Here is a 15,539-nt window from a genome sequence, read left to right as displayed (position 1 = left end):
ATAGATTGTGCGTCTTTCAGCAATGAAATTTAGCAGGGTTAACTGGCCGCTTTTACTTGATAAGCGCTACGATACTGTTCGGTGATATCAACCAACTTTCCTTCGCTAAGTTGGTAAATGATATCAGCATTTAAGATAGTCTCGGTTCGATGTGCAATCACAATTCGCGTCATTTTAAGAGTTTGGAGTGCTTGGTTAACGTAGTACTCCAAACCGGGGTCGAGGTGACTCGTTGCTTCGTCCAACAGCAAGAGTTTGGGCTGCCTATATAGGGCACGAGCTAACATCAAACGCTGTTTTTGCCCCCCAGATAATGCACTGCCCATGTCACCAACTAGTGAGTTATACGCCATATTCATGGCCGAAATATCCTGATGAATCCCAGCTAATTGCGCTGCTTCAACTACACGCTGCAAGTCCATGTTTGGGTCAAAAAAACTGATGTTTTCTGCTAATGTACCGGTCATCAATTGATCTTCTTGCATCACCGCTCCCACTTGAGAACGATAGTGCTTAAGCCCCAAACTATTAATATCAATACTATCTGCCATTACTTTTCCACTCTCGGGTGAAAGCAAACCTAGCATGAGCTTCATTAAGGTCGTTTTACCGGTTCCCGACGGGCCTATAATGGCAATATGACTACCCGCTTCAATATCAATCGACAAGTCATCGAATAGAAGAGGCTCATTATCCGCATATCTAAACTTAAGCTTATTTATACTTAGCTGACCAGATACGTCTCTGAACTGTACATTCGCCCCCTCACTTTCTTTTTCAGTTAGCGCAATATCTGCAACACGATGTAAATGTAAGCTCGTCATTTTGATGTCAATCACATTGCCAATCAATGCTGACATCCTGCTTGTAAACTGATTTTTGTAAGCCATAAATGCGAATAGCATACCTACACTGATGTCACCGGCTATGACTGCTTTTGCCGCTAGGTAAACGATCAATATGTTTTCTGCACCAAACAACAAGGTATTGATAGTTTCATAGGAAATGCCCCACTTGCCCAACTTATATTCTTGATTTACGGCCTCGGCGTATCGGTTTTGCCACAAGTTCAAGCGCTGAGTCTGTTGACCAAACAGCTTAATACTCTGCATACCGCGCACGGTTTCCATAAAATTGCTCTGTTCTTTTGCAGAGGCCATGATGCTGGTTTCGGTCAGTTGGTGAAGAGGCTTATACAAGGCAAAACGCAGTAAGCCGTATACAAGTACAACACCGATAACCACAAAGGCAAGCGTAGCATCGTAAAAGAACATCATTGTTAATACGGCGATTGACATTAAGCCGTCGATTACACCCTCCACGAGCTTGTTGGTGAGCAAGTCACGAATCGCACCTAGGGAACCAAAACGAGAGACCACATCTCCAATGTGACGCTTGTCAAAATAGCTCAGAGGTAAATGTACCAAATGCCGCATTAGATTAGTGGACATTTGCACACTCATTGTCGAACTCAAATGCAGGACAACCCAACTTCGAAAGGTTTGCGTTAGCGCCTGTATAAGCATCAAAAAACCAAAACCTAAAGCAAGCACAATCAGTAGCGAGGTGTCATGGCTGATCAAGACCTCATCCACAACAAGTTGAGTATAGTATGGAGCGGCGATCATGAATATTTGCATCAGCAAAGACAAGACAAACAACTTTGTCAACGAAGGGATCAGCCCCTCTACCTTGCTCCAAAATGATCGTAAGCCCAATCTTACCCGTTCATCTTTTTTGGTAAATTCGCTGCTGGGAGTGACTTCTAACGCAACACCCGTAAATGATTTATCAACGTCTTGCATCGGCACTACGCGCTCACCCATAGCTGGATCAAGTAAGACAATGCTATTGCGTTTCACGCGCTTGAGTACAACAAAATGATTCATATCCCAGTGTAAAATACACGGTGTCTTCAGATGTTTTAGCTCATCGATATCAAGCTTAAGGGCTCTACTAGACATATTCAGTTGCTCAGCTAGTTGCATGAGCTGCTGCAAGTTCGCCCCTTTAAACGATACGCTGTATTGATTTCGTAGTGTATTTAAATCGGTCTTATGGCCGTAGTGAGCGGCAAGCATGGCCATACAGGCCAACCCACACTCCGCCGCTTCGGATTGATAAATCATAACAATACTCCACAGAGCCTTAGTGTTGGATCAAAAAAGCAAAAGTATCAGGGAACTGTTGTGCTAAAAATTTTTGGTCAATTAATATGGTGGTTGCCAACGGGCCAAAAGAATGACCATAGCCATAGAAGAAGTTCTGCCACGATTGAGTGTCAAACAAACCCGTTTTCGCAAACTCGTCAAAAGCAAAATGTGAAATTTCTTTTAAGGTCAATCCACCACAAACCTGTTGCAGGTCGTCTTGAAGATAAACCTCTTGTAGCTCAGGGGTGTTAGACTGATTTTCTTTCTTTCCATTTGTGTTCATTTCGTTCTCCGTGATTCGTTAATTTTTTATAAACAAAGCATTGTCTTGCTAACATTTTGACGATATATACGAGTTTTAGAGTCGCCCTTTTAAACTCGTAATAGGCTCAAACAACCAACTAATCAAACTCCTTTGTTCAAGCACGATATCTGCGTTTAATAACATGCCAGATTGCAAATTCATGCTCTTTCCATATGCCTTTACAGCTTGCGTTGAAAGCGCTACTTCAACTGGATAGACGGGCTCTTGTATGTTTACAGGCAATACAAGCTCTCCCGGCAACACGATATGTCTGGCTACCTCAACAATTTGTCCACCGAATAGTCCAAACCTCTGATGAGGAAAAGCATCGAAGCGCAATCGCGTTTGTTGACCCTTTTCAACAAATCCGAAAGCACGGGTCGGTACCAGCAACACCGCTTTTAAAGGCATGTCTTTTGGCAATATCGTCGCCACAGGCACTTGTGCAGATATGCTTTGACCTATCGAATGCCTTAAATTAGTTATTCGTCCTGCATTCGTTGCCACAATAAGCAGTTCATCACTGGACGCCACTTCAGACTGGCGTTGCAATAAGCGGGAATGCTCTGCATCTAACAAGGCGAGTTGTTGTAAGTTTTCAGATGGGAGTTGTTCTAATTGACTGCTAACTTGGTTGATTTGTTGAAGTAACTGCTGCCGCTGAGACGACAAAGCAGAAAGCTGCTGCTGCAAACTCAACACTGCGTCTTCTTGTGCTTGTATCTCGCTTCTTGTGACTGCACCATTTTGGGCCAGAACTCGCAAACGCGACAATTGACTCTGTTGTAGCGAAAAGCGCGTCGTTAAAATCTGCTGCTGCTTGTCGTTTTCGACCACTTCTTGTTTATGAAAAGCAATCTGTTTTTCATAGCTGTCACGCCGGATATTTTGTTGCTCTGCTAGCTCGAGTTTACGAGCCGCCACCGAATTTATTTGCTCCACAACTTCAACATGAAGCAATTGAGATAAACTGCGGCCATCAGCAAGCAAAGTTGTCGATTGCAGTAGCATTAAGGCCTGTCCCTTTTCGACATCCTGCCCATTTTCTACCAATATTTGCTTTATGATCCCTGCTCTAGGGCTCAATACTTTGGTTAAACCACTTTGTGGCTTTAAATAGCCCTGTACCGTCTCTTTGCGATTAAAATCAGCATTAAATAAGAAGAACGCCAGTAACACCACAACAATCAATAGACTTAGCAATAAGATTTGACTACTCAATGGTTGGGCAATGTTAACTTCACCATCGAGTTTTGCGGATTGATGCTTGACCGCATTCTCGCGAAACAATCCATTGCTCATTTGCATGACTGACACTCCTTCGTCCACAATGCCCTTTGTGCGGAACTACTTACCGATTAAATATGGAAGGAATGATAATGATAGTCAGCTCTGTAGGTAACTGTACCTGAGACCTGAAAATGATGTCACTATTATTTATACCCTTTAGGGGTTAAATTAACGTTTATACCTTACTGGGTATTTCACAGACAAATTTTGGCCAAGTTTCAAGCCATTTCTTGCGTTTAACCCTAAGCCTTAAACTCTGCCAACAATACATCTCCCACTTTGACAGCCATTAAATCAAGTGATTTTTTTGAGATAACGGCAAAGAGAGTTTGTCCGTCGACGTCCAAGTGAATAACGGCTCCGTTCTTATGTGGCTCGATATCACTCACTGTTACCTGCAAGCTATTTAGCATAGAGCTCAAGGCTCTCGGAGGAAAGCGCAAGCTGACCTTGTTGGCGTCAACAAGAATATATTGAAGACTTTCGGGCAAAATTTGACTGCGTTCGTCACATTTTTGAAATACGCTTTGTTGGCTTTCGACAACTTGATATTCGTGTACGCCGTGCACCGTATTCGTGTTGTGATATTTCACCGCTAGCTTTGCAAATAAACCTTCATAGTCTTTATTGATGTATTCGCGTATGGCGCTATTGATACCCGTCTGCTTACCTAGTGTCCCTTTTTGCATAAGCACAGCACTGCTGCAGCAAAAAGCTAGGTCTTGCATAGAATGACTCACTACAACAAAGTGTCGCTTGTATTCCTTGTGCCAAATGGATAGCAAATGCATGAGGTACTGACGAGTACGCCAGTCCAGTGCCGAGAATACTTCGTCTAAAAATAATATTGGCTTTCCAGATAGTAGCGCACGGGCAATCAACACGCGCTGCGTTTCGCCACCAGACAGGTCACTCGGCATTTTTTTAAGTAAAGAAGACAAATGCAACTGAGAAATCAAACCCTCCAGCGGGATACGACAGTAGTGAGCATATACTGAGTGCTTTTCTATAAAACGCAGGTTCTCACTGACTGTTAGATGCTCAAACAAAGTATAAGTATTCGATACGTATACACAAGGCGCTGCTTCTTTGCTAGTTGCCGTCCAAGTCCAACCCTCAAAGCTTGCACGCATTTGTGCCGTATGTTTTAAACCCGCAAGCACTTTGAGTAAGGAAGATTTACCAGCAGCAGATTCGCCAATCAAGCCGACTACACCGGCTGACAAGTCGATGGATGTAGTTGCCTCAAGATCCATCTGCCCCACTCTAGCGCGAACACTGAAGTTTAGCGAAACTGACATCAGTGATAACCCTTGTCTGTAGACGAATCTTTGTCTTTATTTTGGCGACGAACAAACAATTTAGGTTGATTGCGGTTAAAACGATAGAGCAGAGCCAACATGATAAAACTCAAGCCCAGCAATACCATCGCCAAGTTGTGAGCACTAGTATAATTGAGGGTTTCAACATGGTTGAACAAAGCAATGGATACCACTTGGGTTTCACCAGGAATATTACCCCCAATCATTAAAATCAAACCGAACTCGCCGAGTGTGTGTGCAAAACCAAGTGTGATGGCAGTAACAATTGCGGGTTTAATTTGTGGTAACAGCAGTAAGGTTACCGCTTTACTGCGGCTAATACCCAATGTACTTGCACGTTGTATGGTAGTCTCCGCATGTTGCTCAAACGCGGCTACTAAAGGTTGAAATACAAAAGGCATAGAGTAAATAATCGAGCCCACCAATATGCCAGCAAAACTAAATACAAATTGCTCACCAGTAACGCTGAGCCAAAGAGCTCCTATAAATGTGTCAGGCGAGAAGGCAAGCAGTAAATAAAACCCCAATACTGTAGGTGGCAGCACTAAGGGTAAGGCAATAGTAGCTTCAATTAGTGGTTTAAACTTACCTTTATACCGGCTTAAGCTCCACGCAAGCGGCAAGCCCATTAGCAATAAAATAATTACCGTAAAACTCGCTAAAGTGAAGGTTAAGCCCAGTGCTGAATAGTCATTCATGCGAATTTTCTACTCGCCTGTATCCCTGTGTGGAAAAAAACATCTGCGCCTTATCAGACAATAAGAATTGAACCAAGCGCTCAGCCTCACGCAGTTTTTCTTTGTCTTCAATCGATACTAAAATAAGCCCTTGCTGCTCAATTACTGGATAGGCATTGTCAGGTAAGCGAAAGTATCGTTTGTATTTGTTATCTTGTGACAAGTTGTAAGCCTGTATTAGCAGAGACTCCGCCGTAATAGCAAAATCCACATTGCCAGTATCGGCAAATTGAAAAACTTGAGAAACGTTATTGCCAAATACACGTATTGGCATATTGATTTTTTGAGCCTCAATAAAATGTAAGGCAGCCTGTCCGTATGGCGCGAGTTTTGGGTTGGCAATCGCAACGCGTCTTGCCTGATTGAGTACACTTGGCTGAATGTCATCGTCAGCAGGATAAATAACCAAATGCCCGTATGCATAAGTAAACGGCCGATGATGCGTCGCTAATGTCTCAGCCAAACGACTCGGTCTAGCTTTGTCCGCTCCCAAAAAAATATCGAATGGCGCACCATGGATAGCTTGTGCAAATAAGGCTCCGCTCGACCCCACGACGAGCTTTGTTTCAAATGTTTCTGATACCGAAGCCTTGGCTAATAAAGATTTTAGAGGCGCATAGAAATTGCTTGCAACAGCGACGGTCAGTGGCTGGCTAGCCACTTGTTTTTCTGTTGTCATTCCTTGGTTAGCGACGAAGCACATTGATAACAGTAGCATATTGGCTACGCTTGTTTTTTTATTATTAAATAGATAGCGAGTGCTTACCACCTCCCTAACTAGCTTCATTAATTTAGTCAATACAACCGCATCCGCGACAAAGAAATACAAACCATCATGTCAATAATTATACTCATTGAGATGAAGTAGTTAAGATAAATTGAGCACAATAAACCACGTTGCGCTCATAATTTACGACTCAAATGCGCGATACAATCAATGCAGCTTCATTCTGGGTCTTAAACGACGATTAATTCGTCCTACTAACATGAGCAACAACATTTTGATGTAGCCGTGCAGTGATGCTTGGTGCAGCCGGTACAACGAAACATATAAATTTCGTGCAACCCAACCCTCAACAAAGACTTGCTTATGCGCCAAACTCGACAGAAAACCGATCGATGTGTAATCAGCAAATGAAACCAGTGAGCCTTTGTCTTTGTAAACAAAACTTTGTAGTGCTTTGCCATTAATTAAATTACATATGTTTTTTGCTGCGGTTGCAGCCATTTGGTGCGCGGATTGCGCTCGCGGGGGCACAAATTGCCCGTTTTCTTGCTTTAAGCTTGCACAGTCGCCGATCGCAAACACGCTGTCGTCAGAAACCGACTGCAAAGTGGGTAAAACATCAAATTGATTGATCCTGTTTGTTTGCAAACCGCCCAAAGAGGCAAAGTGCTCAGATACTTTTACGCCGGCACACCACACGTTAATATCCGACTCAATTATGCTGCCATCTTTGATAATCACACCACCTGCGGTAACTTCTTCTACTTGGGTGTTAACATGTACATTGACACCAAGTTGAGCCAATACTTTTGCAGCTGAATCTGAGATGCGCTCAGGTAGTGCTTGCAAAATACGACTGGAAGCCTCAATTAAATTGACTTCTATGGAATGGCGGCTGATTTTGGTAAAACCGTATGTTTTAATTAAATCGGTGAGCTTAAATAACTCAGCTGAAAGCTCAACACCGGTCGCCCCTCCCCCAATAATATTGATTTTCAGTGGTTTGTGTTCAGACGATGCTTTAATTTTCAAAAACTCATTCAAAATTTTCTTGTGAAAATTTTCTGCCTGACTAGTGGTATCGATGGTTAAACAGTGGGCTTTTACACCAGGAGTCGAAAAATCGTTCGTAATAGAGCCAATCGACAGCACCAAAATATCGTAAGACACCTCTCGTGCGGGTACTAGCTCCTCACCATTATCACTTTGTATTGGCTTTATCTGGATAGACTTTTGCTCTCGCACTAAACCACACAGCTCGCCCAGTTGAAACTCAAAATGATGGTTTGCCGCATGCGCACGATAGTCTACACCATCCATGTCCACATCCAGCGAACCGGTTGCGACTTCATGAAAAAGTGGCTTCCAAATATGATAAGGAGACTTATCAATTAATAATACATCTACCGATGCTGTGTTCTTGAATTTATGTCCTAAAGTAGTGGCAAGTTCTAAGCCACCTGCGCCGCCTCCAACAATTACAATCTGTTTACTCATTAGTTGACCCATATATAAATTAAATTCGGGGTAACAAACATCACGAAGCTTAGTTTGCACGACGTTCGCAACGAGGAATTCGCTATCCAGAATTCAATTACAAAACTATTAGGATCGGTTGAAATTATACTACAAAGTGCGCACTAAACTTATTGAAAAACTAAACTGACTTTAGTGCCTCTATTCCGCTCAGATGACAGGGTCACTTGTCCTCCATGCGCATACATAATCTGACGCACCAAACTCATACCAATTCCTGTGCCTGTGCGTTTAGTGGTATAAAATGGTGTAAACACTTGAGTAAGCACATGGCTATCCATGCCACAACCATCGTCGATTATCTCTACGATCACATTGCTCTTTTGAAGCTTTCCCCTCAGCTTTATTTGACCGTTTTTTTCACAGGCGTCAATGGCATTGTTGAGTAAATTTATTAAGATTTGCTCTACAAGTTGATGATCCGCAAATATTTTTAAATCTGTGGGTAAAACCTCACTACAATATCGAATGTTCTTGTTGCTCATTGCATCACCACAGAGAGCCACAACACTTTGGATAAGACCTTGTAAACCTACGCTTTCTTTCTTAGGTTGAGGTACTTTGCTCAGTCGTCTATAACCATCAACAAAACTCATAATACCCTGACTGCGATTTGATATGGTGGCAACAGCTCGCTGCACATCTTCTAAATCTCGCTGGAGAGTATTGTCTAACGCTTCAAACAACGAACTATGATTGAGTATGTCTTTGCAGTTATCCGCAAGAGACACGATTGGCGTGATTGAATTCATCATTTCATGAGTGAGCACACCAATCAGGCTCCTCCACGCTTCATACTCGGCTTGGTTAATTTGTTTGCCAATATTTTCGACGGTGACAACTTTCTGTTCTGAGTCCAGCAAAAACACGCTAGAGACCGAAAATTTCAGATTTAACACAATACCATCTTGGCTGATCTTAATCGTATTTTGCTCTAGTACGTCTTGGTTTAGAATTTCAAGTAATGTGTGTCCGTCAATCAATATTTCATTTACTGAAGAAGGAGCCTTGATATTGAGCAGTACTGAGGCTGCTTGATTAAAAATATGAACTCGTCCTTTATTGTCAAAGGTAATAATCGCAATTGGCGCTTGACGAATGATGCTGGTTAACAAGGATATTTCTGCTCGCTGTGCACTGGCAGACTGTTGGAAGTGAAGCGACAAATTGTTTAATTCATTTGCCAATTCACGTCCCAATCCACTCTCGGTAAAACCTTGAGTAAAGTCTCCTTGTTTCGCGGATTCGAAAAAATTGCTCAGAATTCGCAATTGCCGCTCCCACAAGTAAATGAGTGAAACGACCAAAACTACAGTCACAAGAACGAGTACAATTGAGGTAAAGAAGTACTGAGTTTGTGTCGTGACATAGGCAATAGCCCAAACGAGCCCAGCAAAAACAGTTAACAAAGCGATTAGAGTACTTCTGTAACGCCAACGAAAAGACATATTTAAAAACCAAACTTTTTCATTCGGCGATACAAGGCTGCTCGGGTGATCCCGAGTTCTTTTGCACTTTGCGTAATATTGCCATGATACTTGTCTAGCACTTGTTTTACCGCCAAGGCTTCTAGCTCTAATAAATTGCAATTAGATAATAATTCACTCGGTATTTTACTCGGTTTCGCACTTGTATTTGATGGCAATACAAAATCGTCTACCAATAAAACGTCGTTGTCACTCATTATTAAGGCGCGTTCAATAGTATGCGCTAACTCTCTCACATTTCCGGGCCAGTGATATGTTAAAAGCGCTTGAAATGCGTCAGTATCAATAGACTTACTGCCGAGTTTGTATTTTTTGCAATGGCGTCGGATGTAATGTTCGATTAACAAACGAATGTCGTCAATTCGTTCTCTCAATGGCGGTACGACAAGTTCAACCGTGTTGATACGGTAATACAAATCGGCGCGGAAATCGCCTTGTTCTACTAAAGCTTTTAAATTTGCATTTGTCGCACAAATTAAACGCACATCGACGGGTATCATTCGATCGGAGCCAACAGGTGATATGGATTTTTGCTCTAGTGCCCGTAACAGTTTGGCTTGCAAATGGAGAGGTAAATTGCCTATTTCATCTAAAAACAAAGTACCGCCAGACGCTGCTAAAAATCGGCCGGGACGATCAGAGTGTGCGTCAGTAAAAGCACCTTTAACGTGACCAAATAACTCACTCTCAAACAGCGACTCTGGCACAGCACCTAAATCGACACTCAACATCACGCGATTTGCGCGCGAAGATTGACGGTATATTTGCTGTGCAATGAGCTCTTTTCCGACACCGTTTTCTCCCAAAATTAGTATGTTGGCCTCGGTTATAGCGACTTTGTCTACCTGTCTAAGCAAGCGTTTAAGGGAAGCGGATTGACCTATAATCTCCGGTGATGTGGTTTGTGTTTGCAGGGCTTGTTGGCTAACTTGTAGACTAGCAAGTTGTTGCCTTGATTTACTGAGTAGTAGGGCAGAATGAATACTGGCGAGTAACTTTTCGTTTTTCCATGGCTTTAATACAAAGTCCGTGGCTCCCTCTTTTATTGCTTCTACCGACAAACCAATGTCACCGTAGGCGGTCATCATGATCACGACCATATCAGGCGAGATTGACAATATACGTTTAAGCCAATGCAATCCCTCGGCGCCCGTGTTCAAACCTAGCGCAAAGTTCATATCTAACAGTATGAGGTCTATTGACGAAGTAAGGAGAAGATTTTCAATATTGTTGGGGTCATCTAGCGTATAAATTTTGCCAAAATGACGCTTCAAAAACATCTCTGCGGTAAACAAAATATCTGCATCGTCATCTACAACAAGAATGTTCGCCTCTTCTTTACTCATTTTCTCTCACTGTATTTTTGCTTGCATTGGCTATGCTCACTTAAACAAATGATAGCTGTATTACTCTACTTCATTTCCATAAAAAGTGTACGTTTTCGAACACTTACTATATTAATTCCGTACACTTTAAATCAGCCAGTCTACATTTAATTACTTGTTTTATATACAAATATCTTGATGGCACGTTATTGGCTGCTATCAACATATCTTATTAACTCAATTGATTCAAAAAACACACCAAGAATGGATAAGAAAATAGAGAAGACAAGGCGTTTTTCTGCTCGGCACTTAGTCACGGTGTTGGTCATCGCTTTGCTCATATACCTTGCATGGCTATTTTTACCCCAAAAAACAGGTTCACACACTATACTAGCCTCGAGCCTGATCACTTCAAAAGCTAAGATAGCAAAATTTGAGGACTATATCCCACTCAGAGTCAGCATAGAGCCCTTAAAAACCGTGTTCTTAGATGCGATTGAAGGCGGTCGTGTTGAGGCCATTTTTGTGGAAGAAGGGGCGTATGTTGAACAAGGACAAGCCTTACTAAAATTGAGCAATACAGCCTTACAATTGGATCTCATATCACGTGAAGCCCAAGTCAGCGAGCAACTGAATAACTTGCGCAATACCAAACTTGCCATTGAGCGTTATCGCTTGACGATAAAACGAGAATTGATGGACGTAGACTACCAGATAACTTTGGCAGCGAAGAAACTGGCTCGACGAAAAAATATGCAAGACGTCCTCAGCGAGGAAGCCTTGCAAAGGCTACAAGACGAAATTGACTATTTACATGCTCGAAAAGCACTGATTATAGAAAGTCAGGGGCAAGAGGAGCAGCTGCGACAAGAACAAATTACGCAGCTTCAAACAAGTGTCAAACAGCTTGAGCAGAACCTCGATATAGCGCGAGCCAATCTGGAAAATTTATTAGTTAAAGCCCCGCGTTCAGGTCAACTCACATCTTTTGATATTGAACTAGGCGAAAGTCGCGCTCGTGGAGAACGTTTGGGTCAAATTGATGATATCACTAACTTCAAAGCCTCTGGGTTTGTCAGCGAGTTCTACCTACACCGTCTAGCCCTAGGACAACAAGCCATAGCTGAACTCAATGGTCATCAGTACACACTGTCTCTAAGCAAGATTTACCCAAAGATTATCAATCGCGAATTCGAGGTAGACTTGGTGTTTGTAGGTACCTCACCAGACAACATCCGCCGTGGACAAACACTGACACCAAAGTTAGCGCTCAGTGAGTCAAGCGAAACCTTGCTCATCGACAATGGCGCTTTTATGCAACAAACCGGAGGAAAGTGGATATATGTTATTGAAGATGGCAGCAACACAGCTGTGCGAAGAGCCATAAAAATTGGCCGCCAAACCCCCAGCCAAGTTGAAATTTTGGCTGGATTAAAGGTCAACGAACGCGTCATCGTATCCAACTATAAAAACTATCCAGACGCAGACAACTTACAAATCAAAGACGAATAAAGGCAAATTATGATCCGACTACAGAATATCAATAAAATTTACTGCACCAAAGATATCGAAACCAAAGCCTTAAACAATATCAATATTCATATCGATGAGGGTGAGTTTATTTCGATTATGGGGCCTTCAGGCTGTGGTAAGTCTACGCTCTTAAATACACTTGGCATGTTAGATTCACCCAGCTCTGGAGAATACTACTTTAATGGAGAAGCTATTCACGGCATGTCTGAACGTCAGCTTGCTCAACAACGAAAAGGAAAAGTGGGATTCATTTTTCAAAGCTTCAATCTTATTGATGAATTGTCAGTCGCAGACAATGTTGAATTGCCGCTTTTGTATCAAGGCTTAAGTGCCAAAAACCGCAAAGATCGCGTTGAAGAAGTGTTGGAACAACTAAACATTAGCCATCGCGCCACACATATGCCTCAACAACTCTCAGGTGGTCAGCAACAGCGTGTAGCCATTGCGAGAGCGATTAGTACCTCACCAAAAGTGATAATGGCAGATGAACCAACCGGAAACTTAGATTCTAAAAACGGGGATGATGTCATGCAATTGCTTAGCGAACTGAACAAAGCTGGCACCACAATTATGATGGTAACACACTCTCCTTATCACGCTGAATACGCCGACAGAATCATTCACCTGTTCGATGGACAAGTGGTCTCACAAGATTCAAGCAAGGTGGGTCTCGCACATGTTTAAAAGTTACCTACAAATTGCTATACAGAATATCCTTGTCAACAAGTTGTTTAGCATCATCAACATACTTGGCTTGGCGCTGGGTTTGTCTATTTGCTTTTTGATTTTACTGTTTGTACGTCACGAGAATACCTTCGACAAATATTATGATGATGCCGAAAATATCTACCGTGTGACCCGACACTATGACAATGAAGACTTACACATAGCGCTTATTGCGCCTCCATTTAAAGACGCAATTGAGGCAGAATTCAGTCAGTATATCGAATCAATCTCGCTCATGGGTTCAGGTTTTGACATGACCCTCGGTCGAGACGATAAGGTCGTAGAAGTGACGGACATGCTGATGGCCGACAGTGATATTTTTGATACCTTTAATTTTGAAGTTATATCTGGAGCAAGAGAGGGCGCACTTGATCGAGCGAATACCTTAGTACTAAGTAAATCACTCGCCAACACCCTATTTGGCAGCGAAAACCCCATTGGACAATACTTATATTTGTTCGGCCAGACGCCATTTGAGGTGACCGCGGTGCTTGCTGACCAGCCGCATAATACGCATATGCAGTTTAGTCTACTGATCGCCTACGAAACAATGCGAAACTGGGTGCCCGACGAATTTAAAAATTGGGATGTCAACTATTCGTATCTGTACTTGCGCCTAAAAGCGGGCACCGATCCGGCGTTGTTACAGTCAAAATTTCCTGCGCTGATGGATTCGTTTGGTGAAAACGTGACAGAAGATCAATCTATTCGATTGCAAGCCGTGACCGACATCCACCTCCATTCAAACTTATCCTACGAAATTGGAACAAACGGAAGCTATATAATCGTTTACAGTTTTTCGCTAATAGCCATCGTAATTTTGCTCATTGCCTGCATTAACTTCATGAACTTGAGTACGGCCAGAGGCACGCAACGGGCGAAAGAAGTAGGTGTGCGCAAAGCACTCGGTGCGAGCCGTTCACAACTCTCAGTTCAGTTCTTGGTTGAATCCACACTCATTACCGCCATCGCCATGCTGATCGCAAATGCCATTGTAGAAATCAGCTTGCCCTACTTTGCACATTTTATCGAACGGAACATGAGCGACGTAAATTTGTACAGCTATGAAAGTCTCTCCGGTATATTAGTAGCAACGCTTATTGTGGGCATTTTTGCTGGGAGTTACCCTGCATTTTACCTCACCCATTTTAAGCCACAGCAGGTGCTGAAAGGTTTAGCTATTCAGGGCAAAGGCACCACAAATATTCGAAAAGTACTCGTGGTTTTACAATTTGCAATATCCATTACCCTAATCGTCGCCACTATTGTGGTGATTAAGCAAGTCGATTTTGCTCGCAATGCCGATCCCGGTTATGACAGAGCGAACAATATAACGATCCCTTTGTTCCAAACGCAGGCTTACCCTAATCGACATATTTTATACAATACGTTTCGCGAACAATTACTTAGTCATCCCGCCATCACTTCTGTTGCCGGTGCGCAGCAATTGCTCACTTCGCCTTTGCAAGATATTTGGTCTTATGTCAGAGAAGACCAGAATATCGTTGCGGAAAACATGGTTAGTATTCCGACTCTCAATGTTAGCTATCACTTTCATCCCCACTACAAAATCAAACTCATTGCTGGGAGATATTTTTCGGAAGAACTAGGTGATACTTTTGTTCAAATCCCGACGCAAGATAACTTGGTCGGAAGCGGGTTTGCCATTGTTAGTCGAAGTGCCGCCAACGATTTAGGTTATTCGCCAGAGCAAGCTGTTGGCAAATTTATCAAAATTCCATTTGCGCCTGGTTACACGAACTATAAGATCGTTGGCGTCGTAGAAGATATTCACTTTGGTTCGGTGCGCGAAGATAGCCAATCGCAAATTTATCACTTGGTGAAATATGAAGAGCGCCAACTGAGCATTCGATACGCACCTGATCAACGCGATGCCGCTTTATTTCATATTGATAAGATATTTTCTGAGCTGATGCCAAATAGAATAAACAACCGAAGCTCACTTGATGAAAACTTTGACGACATGTACAGGCAGGAAGAAAAACAAGCCACTGTCTTTTTGTTTTTTAGTGGCTTGGCAATTACTGTGGCCTCAATGGGATTATTTGGCCTTGCCGCGTTTACGACCGAACGCAGACGAAAAGAAATTGGCATTCGCAAAGTAATGGGCGCATCCGTGCTCAATATCATTACGCTATTGACTCGTGAATTCTCTATATTGGTGCTAATAGCAAACCTATTTGCTTGGCCCTTGGCCTATATTTCAATGGAACATTGGTTACAGCAATTTTCCCAGCGAATAGACTTGAATCTTGGCATATTTATAGTGGCTGGACTGATGCCACTCCTACTCGCTTGGCTTATCATAGCTTTACATGCAGCACATGCCGCTATGTCTACGCCAGTACACAACTTACGTGCGGAGTGAACAAGGCAAT

Annotated in this window: 12 protein-coding genes; 3 read left to right on the top strand and 9 right to left on the bottom strand. The window is 42.6% G+C overall.

Features of this window, described 5'->3' with window-relative positions; translation table 11 throughout:
* Nucleotides 1–38 precede the first annotated feature (38 nt).
* The 9 genes from ACFOHL_RS16080 to ACFOHL_RS16040 form a co-directional block, all read right to left on the bottom strand.
* Nucleotides 39–2,129 carry a peptidase domain-containing ABC transporter gene (locus ACFOHL_RS16080; protein ID WP_376921256.1) on the bottom strand — a complete coding sequence of 697 codons (2,091 nt, stop codon included), beginning with the start codon at nt 2,127–2,129 and terminating at the stop codon, nt 39–41.
* A 19-nt stretch (nt 2,130–2,148) separates the two neighbouring features.
* On the bottom strand, nt 2,149–2,436 hold the full coding sequence (locus tag ACFOHL_RS16075) for a hypothetical protein (RefSeq protein ID WP_376921255.1): 288 nt from the start codon (nt 2,434–2,436) through the stop codon (nt 2,149–2,151).
* 75 nt (nt 2,437–2,511) lie between these two features.
* Entirely contained in the window at nt 2,512–3,765 is a 1,254-nt protein-coding gene (locus ACFOHL_RS16070) for an HlyD family efflux transporter periplasmic adaptor subunit (protein ID WP_376921254.1), read from the bottom strand.
* Between the two features lie 224 nt (nt 3,766–3,989).
* Nucleotides 3,990–5,048 carry an ATP-binding cassette domain-containing protein gene (locus ACFOHL_RS16065; RefSeq protein ID WP_376921253.1) on the bottom strand — a complete coding sequence of 353 codons (1,059 nt, stop codon included), beginning with the start codon at nt 5,046–5,048 and terminating at the stop codon, nt 3,990–3,992.
* A complete protein-coding gene (gene modB, locus ACFOHL_RS16060; RefSeq protein WP_376921379.1) occupies nt 5,048–5,773 on the bottom strand; it encodes a molybdate ABC transporter permease subunit in 726 nt (241 codons plus the stop codon). Before modB ends, ACFOHL_RS16065 begins: the two co-directional genes overlap by 1 nt.
* Nucleotides 5,760–6,524: a molybdate ABC transporter substrate-binding protein gene (gene modA, locus ACFOHL_RS16055; protein WP_376921252.1), complete on the bottom strand. Its 765-nt coding sequence runs from the start codon at nt 6,522–6,524 to the stop codon at nt 5,760–5,762. The genes modB and modA overlap by 14 nt, the downstream gene beginning before the upstream one ends.
* Before the next feature lie 216 nt (nt 6,525–6,740).
* A complete protein-coding gene (locus ACFOHL_RS16050) occupies nt 6,741–8,030 on the bottom strand; it encodes an NAD(P)/FAD-dependent oxidoreductase (protein ID WP_376921251.1) in 1,290 nt (429 codons plus the stop codon).
* 149 nt (nt 8,031–8,179) lie between these two features.
* A complete protein-coding gene (locus tag ACFOHL_RS16045) occupies nt 8,180–9,517 on the bottom strand; it encodes a sensor histidine kinase (protein WP_376921250.1) in 1,338 nt (445 codons plus the stop codon).
* Nucleotides 9,518–9,519: 2 nt separating this feature from the next.
* Nucleotides 9,520–10,902, bottom strand: coding sequence for a sigma-54-dependent transcriptional regulator (locus tag ACFOHL_RS16040; protein WP_376921249.1), 1,383 nt, complete (start codon nt 10,900–10,902; stop codon nt 9,520–9,522).
* Between the two features lie 243 nt (nt 10,903–11,145).
* On the opposite strand from ACFOHL_RS16040, the gene ACFOHL_RS16035 reads away from it, so the two are divergent.
* The 3 genes from ACFOHL_RS16035 to ACFOHL_RS16025 are packed head-to-tail and all read left to right on the top strand — an operon-like array spanning nt 11,146 to nt 15,529.
* Nucleotides 11,146–12,393: an efflux RND transporter periplasmic adaptor subunit gene (locus ACFOHL_RS16035; protein ID WP_376921248.1), complete on the top strand. Its 1,248-nt coding sequence runs from the start codon at nt 11,146–11,148 to the stop codon at nt 12,391–12,393.
* A gap of 9 nt (nt 12,394–12,402) precedes the next feature.
* Nucleotides 12,403–13,098, top strand: coding sequence for an ABC transporter ATP-binding protein (locus ACFOHL_RS16030; RefSeq protein WP_376921247.1), 696 nt, complete (start codon nt 12,403–12,405; stop codon nt 13,096–13,098).
* On the top strand, nt 13,091–15,529 hold the full coding sequence (locus ACFOHL_RS16025) for an ABC transporter permease (protein WP_376921246.1): 2,439 nt from the start codon (nt 13,091–13,093) through the stop codon (nt 15,527–15,529). The genes ACFOHL_RS16030 and ACFOHL_RS16025 overlap by 8 nt, the downstream gene beginning before the upstream one ends.
* Nucleotides 15,530–15,539 lie beyond the last annotated feature (10 nt).

The organism is Agaribacter flavus (assembly GCF_042646125.1).
In the GTDB taxonomy this organism is placed as follows: domain Bacteria; phylum Pseudomonadota; class Gammaproteobacteria; order Enterobacterales; family Alteromonadaceae; genus Glaciecola; species Glaciecola flavus.
Note: the sequence above shows the minus strand (reverse complement) of the source record. Positions and strands in the feature narration are given on the sequence as shown.

Excerpts from the sequence above, each read along its gene's own strand:
- ACFOHL_RS16080 (WP_376921256.1), bottom strand. The coding sequence starts at position 2,129 with ATGATTTATCAATCCGAAGCGGCGGAGTGTGGGTTGGCCTGTATGGCC.
- ACFOHL_RS16075 (WP_376921255.1), bottom strand. The coding sequence starts at position 2,436 with ATGAACACAAATGGAAAGAAAGAAAATCAGTCTAACACCCCTGAGCTA.
- ACFOHL_RS16070 (WP_376921254.1), bottom strand. The coding sequence starts at position 3,765 with ATGCAAATGAGCAATGGATTGTTTCGCGAGAATGCGGTCAAGCATCAA.
- ACFOHL_RS16065 (WP_376921253.1), bottom strand. The coding sequence starts at position 5,048 with ATGTCAGTTTCGCTAAACTTCAGTGTTCGCGCTAGAGTGGGGCAGATG.
- modA (WP_376921252.1), bottom strand. The coding sequence starts at position 6,524 with ATGCTACTGTTATCAATGTGCTTCGTCGCTAACCAAGGAATGACAACA.
- ACFOHL_RS16050 (WP_376921251.1), bottom strand. The coding sequence starts at position 8,030 with ATGAGTAAACAGATTGTAATTGTTGGAGGCGGCGCAGGTGGCTTAGAA.
- ACFOHL_RS16045 (WP_376921250.1), bottom strand. The coding sequence starts at position 9,517 with ATGTCTTTTCGTTGGCGTTACAGAAGTACTCTAATCGCTTTGTTAACT.
- ACFOHL_RS16040 (WP_376921249.1), bottom strand. The coding sequence starts at position 10,902 with ATGAGTAAAGAAGAGGCGAACATTCTTGTTGTAGATGACGATGCAGAT.
- ACFOHL_RS16035 (WP_376921248.1), top strand. The coding sequence starts at position 11,146 with ATGGATAAGAAAATAGAGAAGACAAGGCGTTTTTCTGCTCGGCACTTA.
- ACFOHL_RS16030 (WP_376921247.1), top strand. The coding sequence starts at position 12,403 with ATGATCCGACTACAGAATATCAATAAAATTTACTGCACCAAAGATATC.
- ACFOHL_RS16025 (WP_376921246.1), top strand. The coding sequence starts at position 13,091 with ATGTTTAAAAGTTACCTACAAATTGCTATACAGAATATCCTTGTCAAC.